This window comes from Curtobacterium sp. ODYSSEY 48 V2, assembly GCF_023712625.1.
Lineage (GTDB): Bacteria > Actinomycetota > Actinomycetes > Actinomycetales > Microbacteriaceae > Curtobacterium.
The window spans coordinates 193,118-209,848 of sequence record NZ_JAMAXX010000003.1 but is presented as its reverse complement, the minus strand read 5'-3'; the positions used below and the strand labels follow the sequence as shown (position 1 = coordinate 209,848).

At 71.7% G+C, this 16,731-nt stretch carries 14 protein-coding genes; 5 read left to right on the top strand and 9 right to left on the bottom strand.

Translation table 11 applies throughout. The features are described from left to right. Positions 1 to 19 precede the first annotated feature (19 nt). The 7 genes from M3666_RS06030 to M3666_RS06000 form a co-directional block, all read right to left on the bottom strand. Positions 20 to 733 carry a class F sortase gene (locus M3666_RS06030; RefSeq protein ID WP_251154748.1) on the bottom strand — a complete coding sequence of 238 codons (714 nt, stop codon included), beginning with the start codon at positions 731 to 733 and terminating at the stop codon, positions 20 to 22. After that, on the bottom strand, positions 730 to 1,881 hold the full coding sequence (locus M3666_RS06025; protein WP_251154747.1) for a glycosyl hydrolase family 8: 1,152 nt from the start codon (positions 1,879 to 1,881) through the stop codon (positions 730 to 732). Before M3666_RS06025 ends, M3666_RS06030 begins: the two co-directional genes overlap by 4 nt. 131 nt (positions 1,882 to 2,012) lie before the next feature. Beyond that, positions 2,013 to 2,861: a DUF4397 domain-containing protein gene (locus tag M3666_RS06020; protein WP_251154746.1), complete on the bottom strand. Its 849-nt coding sequence runs from the start codon at positions 2,859 to 2,861 to the stop codon at positions 2,013 to 2,015. Between the two features lie 312 nt (positions 2,862 to 3,173). Further along, positions 3,174 to 5,162: a glycosyltransferase family 39 protein gene (locus tag M3666_RS06015; RefSeq protein ID WP_251154745.1), complete on the bottom strand. Its 1,989-nt coding sequence runs from the start codon at positions 5,160 to 5,162 to the stop codon at positions 3,174 to 3,176. Next, the gene (locus tag M3666_RS06010) at positions 5,159 to 6,694 is read right to left on the bottom strand and encodes a glycosyltransferase (protein ID WP_209683536.1); all 1,536 of its coding nucleotides are present in this window, start codon (positions 6,692 to 6,694) and stop codon (positions 5,159 to 5,161) included. Before M3666_RS06010 ends, M3666_RS06015 begins: the two co-directional genes overlap by 4 nt. Beyond that, on the bottom strand, positions 6,691 to 7,221 hold the full coding sequence (locus tag M3666_RS06005) for a GtrA family protein (RefSeq protein WP_235426514.1): 531 nt from the start codon (positions 7,219 to 7,221) through the stop codon (positions 6,691 to 6,693). The genes M3666_RS06010 and M3666_RS06005 overlap by 4 nt, the downstream gene beginning before the upstream one ends. Positions 7,222 to 7,507: 286 nt before the next feature. Further along, positions 7,508 to 8,512 (bottom strand): aldo/keto reductase family protein, encoded by a 1,005-nt coding sequence (locus M3666_RS06000; protein ID WP_066652995.1) that lies wholly within the window; start codon positions 8,510 to 8,512, stop codon positions 7,508 to 7,510. A gap of 670 nt (positions 8,513 to 9,182) precedes the next feature. Here M3666_RS06000 and M3666_RS05995 point away from each other — a divergent pair. The 4 genes from M3666_RS05995 (at position 9,183) to M3666_RS05980 (ending at position 13,094) form a co-directional block, all read left to right on the top strand. Continuing rightward, complete coding sequence (locus tag M3666_RS05995; RefSeq protein ID WP_251154744.1) at positions 9,183 to 9,848, top strand: hypothetical protein; 666 nt, start codon at positions 9,183 to 9,185, stop codon at positions 9,846 to 9,848. A gap of 120 nt (positions 9,849 to 9,968) precedes the next feature. Further along, on the top strand, positions 9,969 to 10,529 hold the full coding sequence (locus tag M3666_RS05990; RefSeq protein WP_066652989.1) for a YceI family protein: 561 nt from the start codon (positions 9,969 to 9,971) through the stop codon (positions 10,527 to 10,529). Between the two features lie 535 nt (positions 10,530 to 11,064). After that, positions 11,065 to 11,631: a TIGR03086 family metal-binding protein gene (locus M3666_RS05985; protein WP_251154743.1), complete on the top strand. Its 567-nt coding sequence runs from the start codon at positions 11,065 to 11,067 to the stop codon at positions 11,629 to 11,631. A gap of 425 nt (positions 11,632 to 12,056) precedes the next feature. Next, positions 12,057 to 13,094, top strand: coding sequence for an aldo/keto reductase (locus tag M3666_RS05980; RefSeq protein WP_251154742.1), 1,038 nt, complete (start codon positions 12,057 to 12,059; stop codon positions 13,092 to 13,094). On the opposite strand, the gene M3666_RS05975 is transcribed toward M3666_RS05980, so the two are convergent. Further along, entirely contained in the window at positions 13,076 to 14,005 is a 930-nt protein-coding gene (locus M3666_RS05975; RefSeq protein ID WP_066652984.1) for an oxygenase MpaB family protein, read from the bottom strand. The genes M3666_RS05980 and M3666_RS05975 overlap by 19 nt on opposite strands. 59 nt (positions 14,006 to 14,064) lie before the next feature. On the opposite strand from M3666_RS05975, the gene M3666_RS05970 reads away from it, so the two are divergent. After that, complete coding sequence (locus M3666_RS05970) at positions 14,065 to 15,747, top strand: long-chain-fatty-acid--CoA ligase (RefSeq protein ID WP_066652982.1); 1,683 nt, start codon at positions 14,065 to 14,067, stop codon at positions 15,745 to 15,747. Here the strand turns inward: M3666_RS05970 and M3666_RS17025 are convergent. Then, positions 15,734 to 16,714 carry an EamA family transporter gene (locus M3666_RS17025; RefSeq protein ID WP_251154741.1) on the bottom strand — a complete coding sequence of 327 codons (981 nt, stop codon included), beginning with the start codon at positions 16,712 to 16,714 and terminating at the stop codon, positions 15,734 to 15,736. The genes M3666_RS05970 and M3666_RS17025 overlap by 14 nt on opposite strands. Between the last annotated feature and the right edge of the window lie 17 nt (positions 16,715 to 16,731).

Genomic DNA, 16,731 nt, shown 5'->3' with positions numbered 1-16,731 from the left:
GGTATCGGGTCGCCCTGCGTCAGCCCGACGTCAGGTCTGCGAACACGATCAGATTGTCCGTGTAGTGCCCGGTCGCGGTGTCGAACGTACCGTCGCACGTGATCAGCCGGAGCTGCGGGGTCGGTGCGCTGCCGTACACGTCGCTCGTCGGGAAGGCCGACTTCGCGGCGCGCTCCGAACGGTCGACCGTGAAGGTGCGGGTCGTGCCGTCGGACATCGCCACGTGGATCTCGTCCCCGGCCACGAGTTCGTCGAGCCGGAAGAAGACGGCTGCGCTCGTCGGGCTGTCGACGTGCCCGGCGATCACGGCCGGCCCGACCTGCCCCGGCACGATGCCGTCGGCGAACCAGCCCGCGCTGTCCCAGTCCTCCGGCGGGTCGAGCTCCCCAGCGGCACCGCGGCCGAGGTCCTCGAGGCCCGAGGACACACCGATCGCCGGGATCTCCACCCGCACCGGCGTGGCGGTCGAGCGCGCGGCCGGTGCCGCCGGGTCCTGGAAGCCCGACGTGTCGCCGGCCCCGGAGCCGTTCGCCGCCGCACCCGGGTCCGTCCTCGCGGACGGGCTGCTGGTCGCCGCCGTCCGGGTCCCCGCGGCGTCGGTCCCCGTGGTGGCGACGGCCACCCCGGCGATGCCGCCGCCGACGAGGACCGCCGCCACCGCTCCACCGACGAGCACGCCGCGGCGGCCGGACCACCACCGGCTCGGTCCGGTCGCGGTCCGACGCCCGGTCACGAGGCGCCTCCCGCGTCGGTCGCGCAGCCACCGAGGACGTCCGACGTGAGCATGGTCGCGCCGAGCGCTGCCCACGCGTCGCCGTAGTAGGTCGGGGTGGTCGCCGAGGTCCGGTCCATCCGCCGCAGGTCGGCCGACGCCGCCGACGACGAGCCGGCCGCGTGCTCGGCCGCTGCCCGTGCGGCGTAGGCGAGCGCGCTGGTGTCCCCGGTCACGGCCGTGCCGCCCAGGTCGAGCTGGGCTGCGAGCTCGGTGCTCCGGCGCAGGGTCGGCGCGATCGACCCGGCGAGCGTGCGGTCCTCGGCCGAGCACGCCTCGGCGTAGCGCAGCGGCAGCCGCATCGCGTCCCACCCGTAGACGACGCTGCCCTGGTCGCCGTTCGCGGGCATCGGTTCGACCGTGCCGTCGGCGTGCACCTGGGACCAGTCGCTCGGCAGGTCGCTGACGTCGAGCACGGCGGCGGTCGCCGCACGGGAGCCCTCGGTGAGCTCCGCCCAGCGGCGGTCTCCGGTCGCCCGTTCCAGGATCCGGAACGCGGCGGGTGACGCGTAGGACGCGTCGTACCGGTACGGCTCGGTGTCCGCCCACGGCCCCGGCAGCAGGATCGTCCCGAGGTCGGTCTCCGCCGTCTCGTGCTCGAGGATCGCCGACGCCATGGCCCTGCCCGCGGCGGTGTACCGCTCGTCGCCCCACCGGTCGCCGGCGAGCAAGAGTGCCCGGGCGGCGTCGAGGTCGGCATCGCTCGCGGACTGGCCGTCGACGACCCCGTCCTCCGGCGTCCACCGCCACGCGAGCAGGTCGTCGTCGGTCACCAGGTGCCGCTTCGTCCACGACCAGATGTCGCCGAAGGTCGCACGGTCGTCGTCCGCGTAGGCGATGAGCAGACCGTAGGCCTGCCCCTCGCTGACGGTGTCGCCGCCCTGGTCGGTGCGGACGACCCGGCCGTCCTGCACGTAGTCGTCGAGGAAGTCCTGCCGCAGCTCGGCGGCGCTGCGGTCGACGTCCGGGGCGGGCGACGAGGTCACGCTCGAGGTCGCTCCTGCCTGCGGCACGGCGTCGCTCCACGGACGGACGGCGACGAGGGCGACGCCGACGGCGACGACGACCGCCGCTGCGGCGGTGATGGGGATCCAGGTCCTGCGGGTCATGCCGGCACCTCTTCCGGGGTGGTCGGGGACGGTCGGACGGGAGGCGCGCACCAGGTGGGCGCTCGGGCTGCGGTGATCCGCGCCTCCAGGCCGGGCCCGACGGGTCACGCGACCCGTCGGCTGCCCGTCGGTCAGTGGAACAGCGAGCGGAACGCCGCGACGATCGCGTGCGTGAACTCGGTGACGGGGCGGTCGGCGGCTGCGCCGCCACCACCGGTCTGGACCCCACCGGACGGGGTCGTTGCCGTGGCGGCCGCGTCGGTGACGGGCACGACGGTCAGGTCGCCCTTGCTGTCGTCGAGGACGAAGAGCGTCGAGACGGTGTTGCCGGCGAGGTCGACCTCGGCGGTCCCGCGCTGGCCGCTGCCGGAGACGTCGAGCGACCACTTGCCGGCGCCGACCGTCGCGTACCGGGTGGCCGTGCCGAAGGAGGCGTCCTCGGCGATGGCGGTGCCGTCGGTCGTGCTGACGTCGACCTCCTTCGCCGTGGTCGCGGCCTGGACGAGACGGAGCTTGGCCTTGCCGTCACCGGGCTGCTGCAGGTCGTCGGTGAACGCCTTGGTCTGCAGGTCGTCGTTCTTGCCGTAGGCGACGACGGTGTTCGCGTCGCCCTGCTGGACCTGGACATCGGTCGAGATCACCGGGGTGGAGTCGGGGGCGTCGGCAGCGCGCATCGAGAGGACGTAGGTGCCGACGGGGAGCTCCTGGTAGGGGCTGACCTGGCCGTACGTGACGTCGTCGAGCTCGAACACCGTCTTGCCGCCGGACAGGCTGGTCAGCTCGACGTCGACGCCCTTGGTGTCCGGGGAGAGGTGGCCGACGCGGAGCCAGCCCTCGTCGGAGCCGGTCGCGGCCGAGGCGGTCTGCGGTGCGGCGAGGCCGACGGTGGCGGCGACGACGGCTGCGGCGATCCCGGCGACGACGACCGGGCGGCGGGCGGCGCGGCGGGTGGCGGTGGGCGCGGAGGTGCGTGCGTGCATCGTGGTGCTCCTTCGGTTCGGGTGGTGCAGGTGCTGGTGCTGGGGCTGGGGCTGGGGCTGGGGCTGGGGCTGGGGCTGGGGAGCAGGTGCGGGTGTGGGTGTGGGTGTGGGCGGACCGTGGGGCTGGTGGCCGGTGGCGGTGCGCGAGCGGGCGGATCCTGCTCGGGGCTGCCGGTTCGGCTACCGGTTCCGCCCGCTCACGACGAGCCCGGGGCCGGGGCCGGGAGACGCTCGCCGTTCCGGGAGCGGGCGGATCCTGCTCGGGGCTGACGGTTCGGCTACCGGTTCCGCCCGCTCACGACGGGGCCGGGGTCAGGAGGCGCTCGTCGGCGTCGTCGTGGGATCGGCCGGGGTGTAGGTCACGACGACCCGCTCCCCGTCGCGCTCGACGTCGGCCGGGCGGATCCCGTCGCTCATGGCATCGAAGGTGGCGACGGCACGAGCAGCATCCGCCCGGTCGGCGGTCTGCACGACGAGCCGGCGGAAGGGCTGCCCGTCCTCCCCAGTGAGCGGGCGGAACCGTTCGACCGTCACCGACTGGTCGGCGAGCACCTGGCCGAGGGCGAGCATCGCGCGCGAGTCGACCTGACCCGCTCGGAACTGCGACTTCGTGCCGGCGTCGGCCCGGAGCGCCGGGTTCTGCGCGAGCTCGGTCCCCATCGTCTTCCGCCCGTTCGTCGCGGCGGTGATCGCGTCGTTCGCGGCCGCCTCGCCCTCGGAGTGGATGCGACGGACGTCGACCTGCTGGTCACCGGTGCCGAACGTGGCCACGCTCGTCGAGTTCCGGATGGCGAGCGACACGTCCTGCGAGGAGTTCCCGCCGGTGCGCATCGAGTCCGTCGTGACGACGTAGTCGGAGTCCTTCCACCCGTTCGGCGACTGGCGCTGGACGGCGGCGTCGGTGTCGAGCTTGTAGTACCAGATGACGTTGTTGCGGGCGTACCCGTCGCGGACCAGGTCGACCCACATGGCGTCGTCCACGAGCAGCCGCGAGGACTTCGGGACGTTGTCGCCGACCCACTGCTCGGCCTGCTGCATCGGCAGGTCGAGGTTCGCCGACGTGAACCCGCGCAGCTGCGTGCCCCAGAGCGGCACCGCCACGACGACGGCCGCTGCGGTGACCACGGCCCAGGCGGCACCGAAGCCACGTCGAGCGATTCCGTGCACGCGGGTCCGGGCGTTGGACCGGATCCGTCCGGCGAGCGCGAGGACCGCTCGCTCGGCGGTGTACGCGACGAGCAGCGCTGCGAAGGGCACGAGCACGATGACGTACGGCACCGGCAGGTACCCGTTCGGGCGGAACATCATCGCGAGCAGGAAGACGAGCATCGCGGCGATCGGGCGGACCCGGCGCAGGAACAGCCCGACGACCGCGGCGGCCGAACCGAGCACGATGAAGACGGGGTCGAGCGCCCACCACTGTGCGGCGGCCTGGTTCGCCAGGCTCCCTCCGTCGAAGATCGATCCCGACGCGGTGCGCGAACCGAGCTGGTAGGTGATGCCCTCGAAGAGGCTCACCCGGCCGGCGCCGGGCAGGAGCTCACCCTTGACCGCGGCGAGCAGCAGGTAGCCGCCACCGATGACGACCAGGACGGCCCCGGCGACGCTCAGCGTGTACCGACGGGTGCTCCTGTCGGCCCGGCGGACCGCGATCCAGATCAGGAACGGCAGCGCGAGCAGGTACGTCTCCTTGGAGAGCACCGCGACGCCGAGGCACGCGGCGGCTCCGGCGAACCCGGCGAGCTGCTGGCGTCGGCTGAGCGCCAGCACGAACGCGGCGAGGAGCCACGGCGTCGCGACGTTGTCGATGTAGACCGTGCGGTGGTACTGCAGGGCCAGCGGCGAGAGGGCGAAGACGAGCCCCGCGACCGCGGCCGTGACGCGACCTGCGCCCAGTCGACGCGCGAGGACGAAGAGCAGGACGCTGGAGACGGCGGCGAAGAAGACCATCGCCTCGCGGGCGGCCTCGACGGCGAACGGGTAGCGCGCGAACGCCCCGGTCAGCGACGTGTACGCCGCGATCTGGATCCACCCCAGCGGCGGGTGGTCGTACCAGTAGGTGTAGTGGGTGATCTCCCCGAGGTTGGCGATCGCCCACGCCTGGGCGGTGTAGGTCCCCTCGTCGTCGATGCGCTGCGGGGTACCGGTCATGTTCCACGCCTGCACCACGACGGTCACGATGAGGACGGGCACCAGCCACCCGATGCTCGCCGCGTGGACACGGAACCAACCGCGCACGCCGGACAGGGAGGCGGCACCCCGGACGGGGATCCCGGTGGTGTGGGTGATGGTGGCGGTCATCGGGCACCTCCTGCAGACGAACCGGCGAGCGCACGCTCAGACGAGGACGAGGACGAGGACGAGGACGCAGCCGATGATGCGGACGCAGCCGAGCCGGTCAGCTCGGACGCGAACCCGACGACCTCGGGCTGGGCGCCACCGGTGCGGTGCTGGCCCGTGTGCTCGGTCTTCTCCCACCCGTTCTGCCCCTTGACGTGGCGGACGACGGCACGGACCGCCGCTGCGGCGAGGAACACCTGGTACGGCACCAGGCCGAGGACGAGCTTCACGTAGTCGCGGATGCGGACCTTCTCCTTGTAGATGCGACCGAACTCGTTGAGTCCGACGACCTCGACGGCGAGCAGCATGAGCGTGGGCGCCACCGGGATGAACGAGACGAGGGCGATCGCCGTCGGCACCTTGACGAAGAGGATCATCAGGACGCTGAGCGGGATGAGCAGACCGGTCGCCGCCTGGATGAACGGCATGGTCAGCATGTAGCGGGCGAAGAAGCGCTGGCGGAAGGACGGCAGCTTCTTCCACTCCCCCTTGCCGAGCACCTGCAGGAAGCCCTGGTTCCAGCGGGTCCGCTGCTTGAGCAGGGACGCGAACGTGGGCGGCGTCTCCTCGCGGGTGACGGCCTCGGGGCTGTAGGCGACGACGACCTTCGCGCCGTCGGCGGAGAGCCGGACGCCGAGCTCGCAGTCCTCGGCGAGGCAGTGCGCATCCCAGCCGTCCGACCACTCGAGGCGCTCCTTCGTCACGAAGACGGTGTTGCCGCCGAGCGGGATGAACTTCGAGCCCGCGTGGAAGTGCAGGCGCGAGCGGAACCAGAAGTAGTACTCGAGCACGTTGCGGAGCGACCACCAACTCGACTTGAAGTTCATCAGCTGGACGCCGCCCTGCACGACGTCAGCGCCGGTCTCCTGGAAGCGCGAGTCGACGAGCGACAGCAGCTTCGGGTAGACCTCGTCCTCGGCGTCGAACACCCCGACGATGTCGCCCGTCGCGTACTGCAGCGCGAGGTTCATCGCCTTCGGCTTGTTCTTCGGTGCGGTGTCGTCGACGACCACGCGGATCAGTCCCGGATGACGCTCCGCAGCCGCGCGCACGACGGCGTCCGTCTCCGGGTCGTCCTCGCCGACGATCGCGATGATCTCGAAGTCCGGGTGGTCCTGCGTCGCGAGCATGTCGAGCGTCTCGCCCATCACGTCCTGCTCGTGCCGACCGGGCACCAGCAGGGTGAAGCGGTGGGCGGCCGGCAGCGGGGTCTGGCTGAAGCTCGTCGACTTCAGCGCGTCACGTGAGCGCCAGGCGTGCAGCATCCACCACAGCGTGGTGAGCGCGATCACCGTGAGCAGCACGGAGACCGCGATGAGCGCCGAGTAGCCGACCCACTCGCCCAGCGACCAGGCGACCTGCGGAGCCTGTCCCGAGCCTCCCGTCGGGACGTCCGTGGTCCCGCGGTTCGGGAGGTCCCCGGCGGGACCGGTCCCCTCGTTCGGCTGCAGCAGCGGCCCGGCGGCCGTCAGCAGCGTGGTGGTGATGGTCATGCGGCGTGCTCCTTCGCGTGAGCGTCGGTGGAACGGAAGACGAGGGCCTTGTACGCGGCGAACCGGAAGACGGTGCCGAGGACGAGACCCACCCCGTTGCCGGCGACGTTGTCGGCGAGGGTCGAGGTGAAGCCGAGGACGTAGTGCGAGACGAACAGGCAGGCCGCGGCGATGCCGAGACCGATGACGTTCGTGACGGCGAAGAGGAGTCCCTCGCGGAGGGTCTCCTTCCGGCCGACCTGCCGCTGCGAACGGAACGTGATCGAGCGGTTCGCGAGCCACGCGACCACCGTGGCGATGACGGCGGAGACGATCTTCGCGGCGATCGGACCGTCGGGCAGGACGGTCGCGCGCAGGAGGTTGTAGACGCCGAGGTCGATGAGGAAGCAGATCGCTCCGATGGCGCCGAACGACGCGAGCTGCGTCATGGTGGCGCGGAGCCGCGGGCCGAGGGCCGGTCGTGCGACGCTCGCCGCAGGGACGCCGGTCGCCGCTGGGTGGGCGGTCGAGGCGGTGGAGGTCGGCACCGAGCCTGTGCCTGGTGGCACCAGAACGGGGGTGACGGTTCGGGTCATGCCCCCTCTTCGGGGGCACGTTGCGGAGTGGTTTGGTCGGGGTACAGCCCCTGCCAGGACTCTGCCAGTTCCGCGACACCTGCCGTTCATCAGTGAACATCCTTCAGCGTTTTTGCTGATCAGGTGCCAGAAGGGCAGTCCGTCCGGACGGTCGCGCTCGTCGTGAGCTTGCTGTACGACGGACGGGAGGCACGGTGCCAGCTGGCACCGTGCCTCCCGTCCGTCGGTCGGTCGCGCGCTACGCGGGGCGCTGCTCCGGGCTGACCGTCTTGCTGGCATCGCGCTCCGGGATGTCGCCGAGCGCCTCGTCGATGGCGGCGAGCGCATCAGCGTCGAGCGTCACGCCCGCGGCCTTCACGTTGTCGGTGACCTGCTCGGGGCGGGACGCGCCGACGATCGCCGAGGCGACGTTCGGGTTCTGCAGCGTCCACGCGATCGCGAGCTGGGCCAGCGTGAGGCCGGCCTGGTCGGCGACGGGCTGCAGGCGCTGCACGGCTTCGAGGACCTCGTCGCGCATGAACCGCTTGATCATGTCCGCGCCGCCCTTCTCGTCCGTGGCGCGGGACCCCTCGGGGGCCGGCTGACCCGGCTTGTACTTGCCGGTGAGGACACCCTGTGCGATCGGGGACCAGACGATCTGGCTGAGACCGAGCTGCTTCGAGGCGGGGACGACCTCGCCCTCGATGACGCGCCACAGCATCGAGTACTGCGGCTGGTTCGAGATGAGCTGGAAGCCGAGCTCCTTCGCCAGCGCGGCACCGGCGCGGATCTGCTCCGCGTTCCACTCGCTGACGCCGATGTAGAGCGCCTTGCCCTGACGGACGACGTCCGCGAAGGCCTGCATGGTCTCCTCGAGCGGCGTCTCGTGGTCGTAGCGGTGCGCCTGGTAGAGGTCGACGTAGTCGGTCTGCAGGCGCTCGAGCGAGCCGTCGATCGACTCCATGATGTGCTTGCGGGAGAGGCCGACGTCGTTGTGCCCCTTCGGCCCGGTCGGCCAGTAGACCTTCGTGAAGATCTCGAGCGACTGGCGACGCTCGGCCTTGAGCGCCTCGCCGAGGACCGTCTCCGCCGCGGTGTTGGCGTACGTGTCGGCGGTGTCGAACGTGGTGATGCCGGCGTCGAGCGCTGCCCGCACGCACTGGGTGGCGACGTCGTTCTCGACCTGCGAGCCGTGCGTCAGCCAGTTGCCGTAGGTGATCTCGGAGATCTTGAGTCCGGAGTTGCCCAGGTACCTGAATTCCATGCTCCTGACGCTAGTGGAGTGAGCGCTCTCGTGAGGGGGTGTGCGAGTACCTGTGGAGAGGCACGGGCGCCGCCGGCACGGGCGCCGCCGGCGCGGGCGCCGCCGGCACGGGCGCCGCCGGCGCGGGCGGGCGGAACACGCGGTGTGGTGCGGCGGGGTCGGATCGGGTGCTGGCGCGAGCGGGCGGAACACGCGACGCGCGCCTCCCGACCTCATCCGGATCCGCCCGCTCGGGGTGAGAGCAGCAGCAGACCGGATCCGCCCGCTCCGGGCCGCGCGAATCGCTCCTCGGCACCGGCACGAGTCCTGCACACCTCGCTCCGTCCGGCGCCCGTCCACAGCTCGACAGCACCCGCCACGGCCGACCTGGACGATCAGGCACGCTGCCCGCATGTCCCTCGCCGACCACTTCCCGCCGCCGCTCCGCGGACGCCCCTTCCGCGTCCGCGAGGCACTGCACCGCGGTGTCCCGGCGAGCCGACTCCGCTCACGACGGCTCTGCCGCCCCTTCCACGGCACACGGTGCTGGACCCCACCCACCTCCCACGCGGACCGTGCACGCGCGGTCGCTCCACGGCTCCGGTACGACCAGGCGTTCAGTCACACGACCGCAGCGCACCTCCTCGGCATACCGCTCCCACGCAGACTCGAGGCAGACCGACGCATCCACGTGACCACCATCGGCAAGGACCAGGCCATCCGCGTGCGCGGGACCGTCGGACACCGAACCAGGGCACACCTCGCGAACGTCGTCCGTTCCGGGACCACCCCGATCGTGGACCCGGCCACCACCTTCGTCATGCTGGCAGCGTTCCTCACGGTCGACGAGCTCGTCATCGCCGGCGACGCGTTGGTCGGGTGGCTGAACTGGTGCACGGTCGACGAACTCAGGGCCGTCGTCCGCCGCCACCGCGGCGGGCGGCACGTCCGCAAGGCTCGCGCCGCCCTCGCCGAGGTGCGTCCGGGCTCGCGGAGCCCGGGCGAGACACGTCTCCGACTGGTCCTGGTCCGGCGCGGACTCCCCCTTCCGTCGCGCAACCACGACGTCGTCGTCGGAGGCAGATGGGTCGCCTGTGTGGACCTGGCCTACCCGGACGCGAGGGTCGCGATCGAGTACGAGAGCGACCTCCACCGATCCGACCCGCGAGTGTTCCGCAAGGACCTGACGCGCGGCGAGCACCTGAAGGACGTCGACTGGTGGCTGGTCCGGGCGACAGCGGATGACGTCGGTCCGCTCGCCGACGACTTCGCCGAGCGCATCCGGCGCCTGCTCACGACGGGCGCGGCCGGGAGGCACGACACGCGGTCCCGACATCCCGTTGCGACGTTCACGTGAACATTGGTTGACGCTTCAACCAAACAGGTGCACAATGGGCTACAGTTCGAATCGATGCAGGCGCATGAAGATGCTCGCCTGGTCGGGAACCGCAGACCAACGCTCTCGTAAGGAGTCACCATGACGCTCAACGCCTCCGCCATCCCGGGCTACCAGACCGGTACCTGGAAGATCGACCCGACCCACTCCGAGGTCACCTTCTCCGTTCGCCACCTCGCGATCAGCAAGGTCAAGGGCTCCTTCGAGCGCTTCGACGCGACGCTCGTCACCGCCGAGAACCCCCTCGACACGACCCTCGAGGCCTCGATCGACGTCGCGAGCATCAACACGAACCAGGCGCAGCGCGATCAGCACCTCGCCACCGGTGACTTCTTCCTCACCGAGGAGCACCCGCAGATGACCTTCAAGTCGACCGGCATCCGCGAGGACGGCGACGACATGCTCATCGACGGTGAGCTCTCGCTCCGCGGCGTGACCAAGAACGTCACGCTGAAGACCGAGTTCGGTGGCGTGACCACCGACGGCTACGGCCAGGTCAAGCTCGGCGCCGAGGCGACCACGAAGATCGACCGCACCGAGTTCGGCGTGAACTGGAACGCGGCGCTCGAGGCCGGCGGCTTCACGCTCGGCAACGACGTCACCATCAACCTCGACGTGCAGTTCGTCCTCCAGGCGGCCTGACCTCCAGGTCACTGAACCACGGCTGTCGCCCCGCCCGAGCGCGGGGACGACGGCCGCGGACACCGAACGAAGTACCTGCAGTACCCGGCGAACGGCCCGGCTCCTCCCCCACGGAGCCGGGCCGTTCCGCGTTCCCGATGCCCCGGTCCGTGCGCCGTGATCGGTGAGCCGGCCGGACGCCCGCCCGTGAACTCGAGCGGGCCTTTCCCGTGGCAGCCGTTCCCCTGCATGCGCCGATCCCGTCCGCTCGGGCACGAGCGGGCCGTTCCCGCAGCCGTCCCCGCCGCCGCGTACCGATTCCGCCCGCCCGAGCACGAGCGGGTGTTTCCGCCGCTGCCGGCTCGACCTCGACGCCGGATCCGCCCGACCGTCGCGATGACCGACCGCTTTCGGCCCGCAGACGACACCGAGCGCTGCCCCGCACGCGCACAGAGCTAGCGAGCGGGCGTAGCGTGTCGCCTGTTCAGCGCGGGAATCGCCCGTCCGTCGGTCCCGTTGCACCTCGCACCCGCCCCGACCGAAGAGGAGCACCACCATGGCCATCGACTGGATCGCGCTGCAGTCCCTCGCCGCAGCCGAGTTCGGACGCCGCGTCGCTGCGGTGACCGACTGGGAAGCGTCCACTCCCGACTCGGAGTGGACCACGCGCGACCTGGTGACGCACGTCATCGACGAACAGCGATGGATCCCCAAGCTCCTGACGGGGTGCGACTACGCGCAGGCCGAGGCGGACCTCGAACCCATCGGGCAGGACCTCGTCGACGAGTGGGCTAAGTTCGCGGCGGCAGCTTCGAGCGCATGGCAGAACGCGCCCGCTGACACTCCCGTGCACCTCAGCACCGACGTGGTCCGTGCAGACGAGTACCTGACCGAGCAGACCAGCGACATCACCATCCACACGTGGGACCTCGCGCGCGCGACGGGGACCGACGAAGCGTTGCCCGATGAACTCGTCCGCGCTGTGTGGGAGTACTTCGAGCCGCAGATCCAGGACCTCGCGGCGACCGGGCTGTACGCCGCGCCGGTCGAGGTCGACGAGGATGCGCCGCTGCAGGTCCGCCTGCTCGCGGTCACAGGTCGCGATGCCAGGGTGAACGCCTGACGCGTCTTTCCGCCCGTTCGACACCGAGGGACGGAATCGGCGGCAGCACGCCAGTGGGCGGAACCAGCGGCAGCGTGAGCGCACGCGAGGAATATCCGCCCGCTCGTCGTTCGGCAAGCCGGACGCCTGACTGCTGACGGCCCGACACGACGACGATGACAGCACTCATCCAACAGGAACCGCCCGCCGGACACCCGGCGGGCGGAATCGACGAAGGAGCCATCACGAACGCAGCAGACAACGCCCGCTCGACCGCCTCGACCGACGCCCACGGACGCCACGGAGCCGCCGAAGAGACCGCAACCCCCGGAACGACCGGAACCACCGCAACCCCCGGAACGACCGGAACCGCCGGAACCGCCGGAACCGCCGGAACCGCCGGAACCACCGGAAACACCACCGCCCCCGACGCCGCCGGGCCCTCGGTGCGCACGACCCGCCTCGGACGCACGGGCCTCGAGATCAGCCGCGTCGTCCTCGGCATGATGTCCTACGGCCAGCCGGACCAGGGCGCTCACCCCTGGAGCGTCGACATCGACGACGCCCGCCCGTTCGTCCGCCGTGCCTACGAGGCCGGCATCACCTCGTTCGACACCGCCAACGTCTACTCGGCCGGCTCGAGCGAGGAGATCACCGGCCAGCTCCTCAAGGAGATCGCCCCGCGGGAGGAGGTCCAGGTCTTCACCAAGGTCTTCAACCGCATGCGCCCCGGTCCGAACGGCGCCGGGCTCTCCCGAGCCGCGATCATGCACGAGATCGACGCCTCGCTGACCCGGCTCGGCACGGACTACGTGGACCTGTACCAGATCCACCGGTTCGACCCGCACACGCCGATCGAGGAGACCATGGAGGCGCTCCACGACGTCGTCAAGGCCGGCAAGGCGCGCTACATCGGCGCGAGCAGCATGTGGGCGTGGCAGTTCGCGCAGATGCAGCACACCGCCGAGCTGCACGGGTGGACGAAGTTCGTCAGCATGCAGGACCAGTACAACCTCCTCGAGCGTGAGGAGGAGCGCGAGATGCACCCGTTCGCGCAGGCGACCGGCGTCGGCGTCATCCCGTGGAGCCCACTGGCCCGCGGCAAGGTGACCCGCCCGTGGGACGCCGAGGGTTCGGGCAGCCGCTCGGACACGGACGAGTTCGGCAAGACGCTGTACCGCCAGGACGAGGACGCGAACCGTGCCGTCGTCGACGCGGTCCAGCAGGTCGCCGAGGCCCGCGGCGCGAGCATGGCGCAGGTCGCCCTGGCGTGGGTGGCCGGCAAGCCCGCCGTCACCGCGCCGATCATCGGCGCGACGAAGGAGCACCACATCGACGACGCGGTGGCGGCGGCCGCGATGGAGCTGACGCCCGATGAGGTGTCGCGACTCGAGTCCGCCTACACCCCGCGGGTGCCGTCCGTCAGGTCAGTCAGTCCGGGAACGCCGCACGGACGGCGCACCGCTCAGGCGGTCGCGTCCTGACGCGATTCCTGCTCCAACCGGGCGATCCGGACGAGTGCCGCGCGCTCGGTGCCCGGGGTCGTCCCCAGCACCGCGCCGATGCCGTCGAGCACTACGCCGGCGACCTGCCGCACCGGCAGCTGCACGGGCCCGACCCCGGGCGTCCGCAGCGCGAGCATCGACCGGTGTCGCGGGTCGAGCGACGCGACCGCTCCGTCGAACAACGCCCGGTAGCCCGGTCGGAGGAGCCTGGCGAGCGGGGGGTCCTTGATGAACCGGACCACGTCGTGCGTCCGGGCGTCGGCCTTGAGCTCGCCGCGGTCGAGGTACCCGTTCATCTGTGCTCGGAGTTCGGCGTCCGACTCCGGAGCGTCCTCGACCCCCATCAGTCGCCCGGCGACCGCCCACTCGCGCACGTAGGCGTCGGCACCACCCGGGATGGGCTTGCCCCACACCTGGGCGCTCCGCAGGAAGGCATCGGTGAAGGCGAGGTGCACCCACCGCGCCAGGTCCGGGTCGTTCGCGGCGTACGGCTTCGTCACGCCGTGGCCGTCCACGTACTCGCCGACCACCCGCTCGTGGAGCTTCCGCACCCACTGGCTGGCGTGCGTCGCCTGCTGCGTGTCGCCGTGCGAGACCGTGTAGATCCACCGGATGGTGCCGGCGAGGCGGCCGAACGGGTCCTCGCGGTAGCGCGAGTGGTCGGCCACCCCGGCGAGGGCCCCGGGGTGCAGCGCCTGCACGAGCAGCGCCCGGACCCCCGCGAGCACGGTGTGGTTGCCGCCGTGCACGGCCCAGGTCGCGGAGCCCGGGCCGAAGAAGCCCGCGTCGGAGCCCTGTTCGAGCTCGTCGATCCAGGCGGGACGCTCGGTCGCGCCGTTGGTGAAGGTGTCGTTGAGGCGGGAGCGGAACGCGTCGGACACGGAAGCCATGCACCCATCGTCCGTCGTGCCCCTGACAACGAGCACGGCTCCGCCGGTAGGTTGGCCGAGTGAGCATCGACACGCCTCGTCCCTGGCTTGCCTCGTACGCCCCGGGGGTCCCGCACGACATCGACGAGCCCACGGGCTCGCTCTCCGACATCGTGGAGCAGTCCGCGGACCGCTTCCCGGGGAAGGTGGCGCTCGAGTTCTTCGGCAGGACGACGTCGTACGCCGACCTGCAGGAGCAGATCCTGCGGGCCGCGAACGGCCTGCGGAAGCTCGGCGTCGGTGCCGGCGACCGGGTGGCGATCGTGCTGCCGAACTGCCCGCAGCACGTGGTGGCGTTCTACGCGGTGCTCCGGCTCGGCGCGATCGTCGTCGAGCACAACCCGCTCTACACGGCGCGCGAGCTCCGGCACCAGTTCGAGGACCACGGCGCGAAGGTCGCGATCGCGTGGGACAAGTCCGTCTCCACGCTCCAGGACTTCCCCGCGGACCTGCGCCTCGACGCGATCGTCTCCGTCGACCTGACGCGCGCGATGCCCCGTGCGACCCGCATCGCCCTGTCGCTGCCGGTGGCCAAGGCCCGCGAGTCGCGCGCGAAGCTGACCACGAGCGTGCGTGGCACGACGAAGTGGGACGACCTCGTCTCGACGCGCAAGCTGTCGAAGCGTCACCCGCGACCGGCCACCACCGACGTCGCGCTCATCCAGTACACGTCCGGCACCACGGGGGTGCCGAAGGGTGCGGTGCTGAGCCACCGGAACCTGCTCGCCAACGCAGCGCAGGCACGGGCGTGGGTCCCGACGATCCGCCGGGGCGACAACACGGTGTACGCGGTGCTGCCGATGTTCCACGCCTACGGTCTGACGCTGTGCCTGACCTTCGCGATGAGCATGGCCTCGCGGCTGGTGCTCTTCCCGGCGTTCGACCCGGCACTCGTCCTCAAGGCGATGAAGAAGCACCCGCCGACGTTCCTGCCGGCCGTGCCGCCGATCTACACCCGACTGCAGCACGCGGCGGACTCGGCGAAGGTGTCGCTGCAGGGCATCGAGATCGGCATCTCGGGCGCCATGCCGCTGTCGCAGAGCGTCGTCGAGCCGTGGGAGGCCCGGACCGGCGGCTACCTCGTCGAGGGCTACGGCCTGTCCGAGTGCTCCCCCGTCCTCATGGCGAACCCGGTCTCCCCGGAGCGTCGCCTCGGCGCGATCGGACTGCCGCTGTCGTCCACCGAGGCCCGCGTGGTCGACCCGGACGACCAGACGAAGGTGCTCGGCACGGGCGAGGCCGGCGAGCTGCAGGTCAGGGGCCCGCAGGTGTTCCGCGGCTACTGGGGCAAGGCCGAGGCCACCGACGAGGTCTTCACGCCCGACGGCTGGTTCCGCACCGGTGACGTCGTGTCGATCGACGCGGACGGCTTCGTCAGCATCGTCGACCGGCTCAAGGAGCTCATCATCACCGGCGGCTTCAACGTCTCGCCGTCCGAGGTCGAGGACGCCCTGCTCAAGCACTCCAGCGTGCGCGAGGTCGCCGTCGTCGGCATCACGCAGGGCGGCAACGAGCAGGTCGTCGCGGCGGTCGTGCCGAAGGACCGGGCGTCGTTCGACGCCGAGGCGCTCCGTGCGTGGTCGCGCGAGCAGCTCGCGGCCTACAAGGTGCCGCGGCGCATCGTCGTGGTGGATGACCTGCCGCGCTCGATGATCGGCAAGGTGCTCCGCCGCAAGGTGCGGGACCAGATCACCGCGAAGTAGGCGGGCCGCTCCGTCGCGGGACCGCGAGCAGCGCGAGGCCGACGACGACGAGCGCGACCCCGAGCCACCCGGCACCGCCGAGGTGTTCGCCGACCACGAGCACGGCGAGCACCGCGGCGACCACGGGCTCGAACAGCGACAGCAGTGTCGCGACCGAGGCGCTGACCCGCCGCAGCCCGACCGCGTACAGCGAGTGTCCGAGCACCGTCGGCACGAGCGCGAGGTACACGAACACGGGCCAGTTCGCCCCGACGACGAGCGCGTCACGTCCCGCGACCGCCGCGAGCACCACGAGCGGGACGGCAGCCAGCCCGAACACGGCGCCGACCACCCCGCGCCCGCCGGCACCGGCCGCACTGCCCGACACGGCGGTCGGCAGTGCCGGCGGCACCGGGGCCGGCCGGGTCGCCGCGTGCATCCCCCGCGCGACCGCCCACGAGTAGGTGGCGTACGTCAGTCCGGCGAGCAGTGCGCTGCCGAGCCCGAGCAGCAGGGACCCGTCGCCCGGCGCCGCCGTCCTCGCGAGCGTCACGACGACCATGCCGACCACGCCCACCAGGGTGGCGACGACCCAGCGACCGGTGACGCGCCTCCCGTCCGCCGCCCACTCCACGATGCCCGCGAAGAGCGGCGACGACCCGATGGCCACCGTCGTGCCGAGCGCGACCCCCGCGTCCGCGAGCGCTGCGTAGAACGCGACCGCGTACACGACGAGCGAGACCGCGCCGAGCAGCACCCAGCTCCGTGCACCGGGTCGGACCACCGCGCGCAGCGCGGAGCGACCCGTCGTCGCGGCGAGGACGAGCCCGCCGAGACCGAACGTGACCGCACCGAAGACGAACGCGGGAACGCCGGGTGCGAAGTGGGTCGCGGTCCCTGTCGTCCCCCACACGGCGGCGGCGACGAGGACCGCCACGGGGCCGCCCACCGGACGGGAGGCACGACCCACCGCCGCCGGGTCGGTCACGACACGTGGACCGTCGG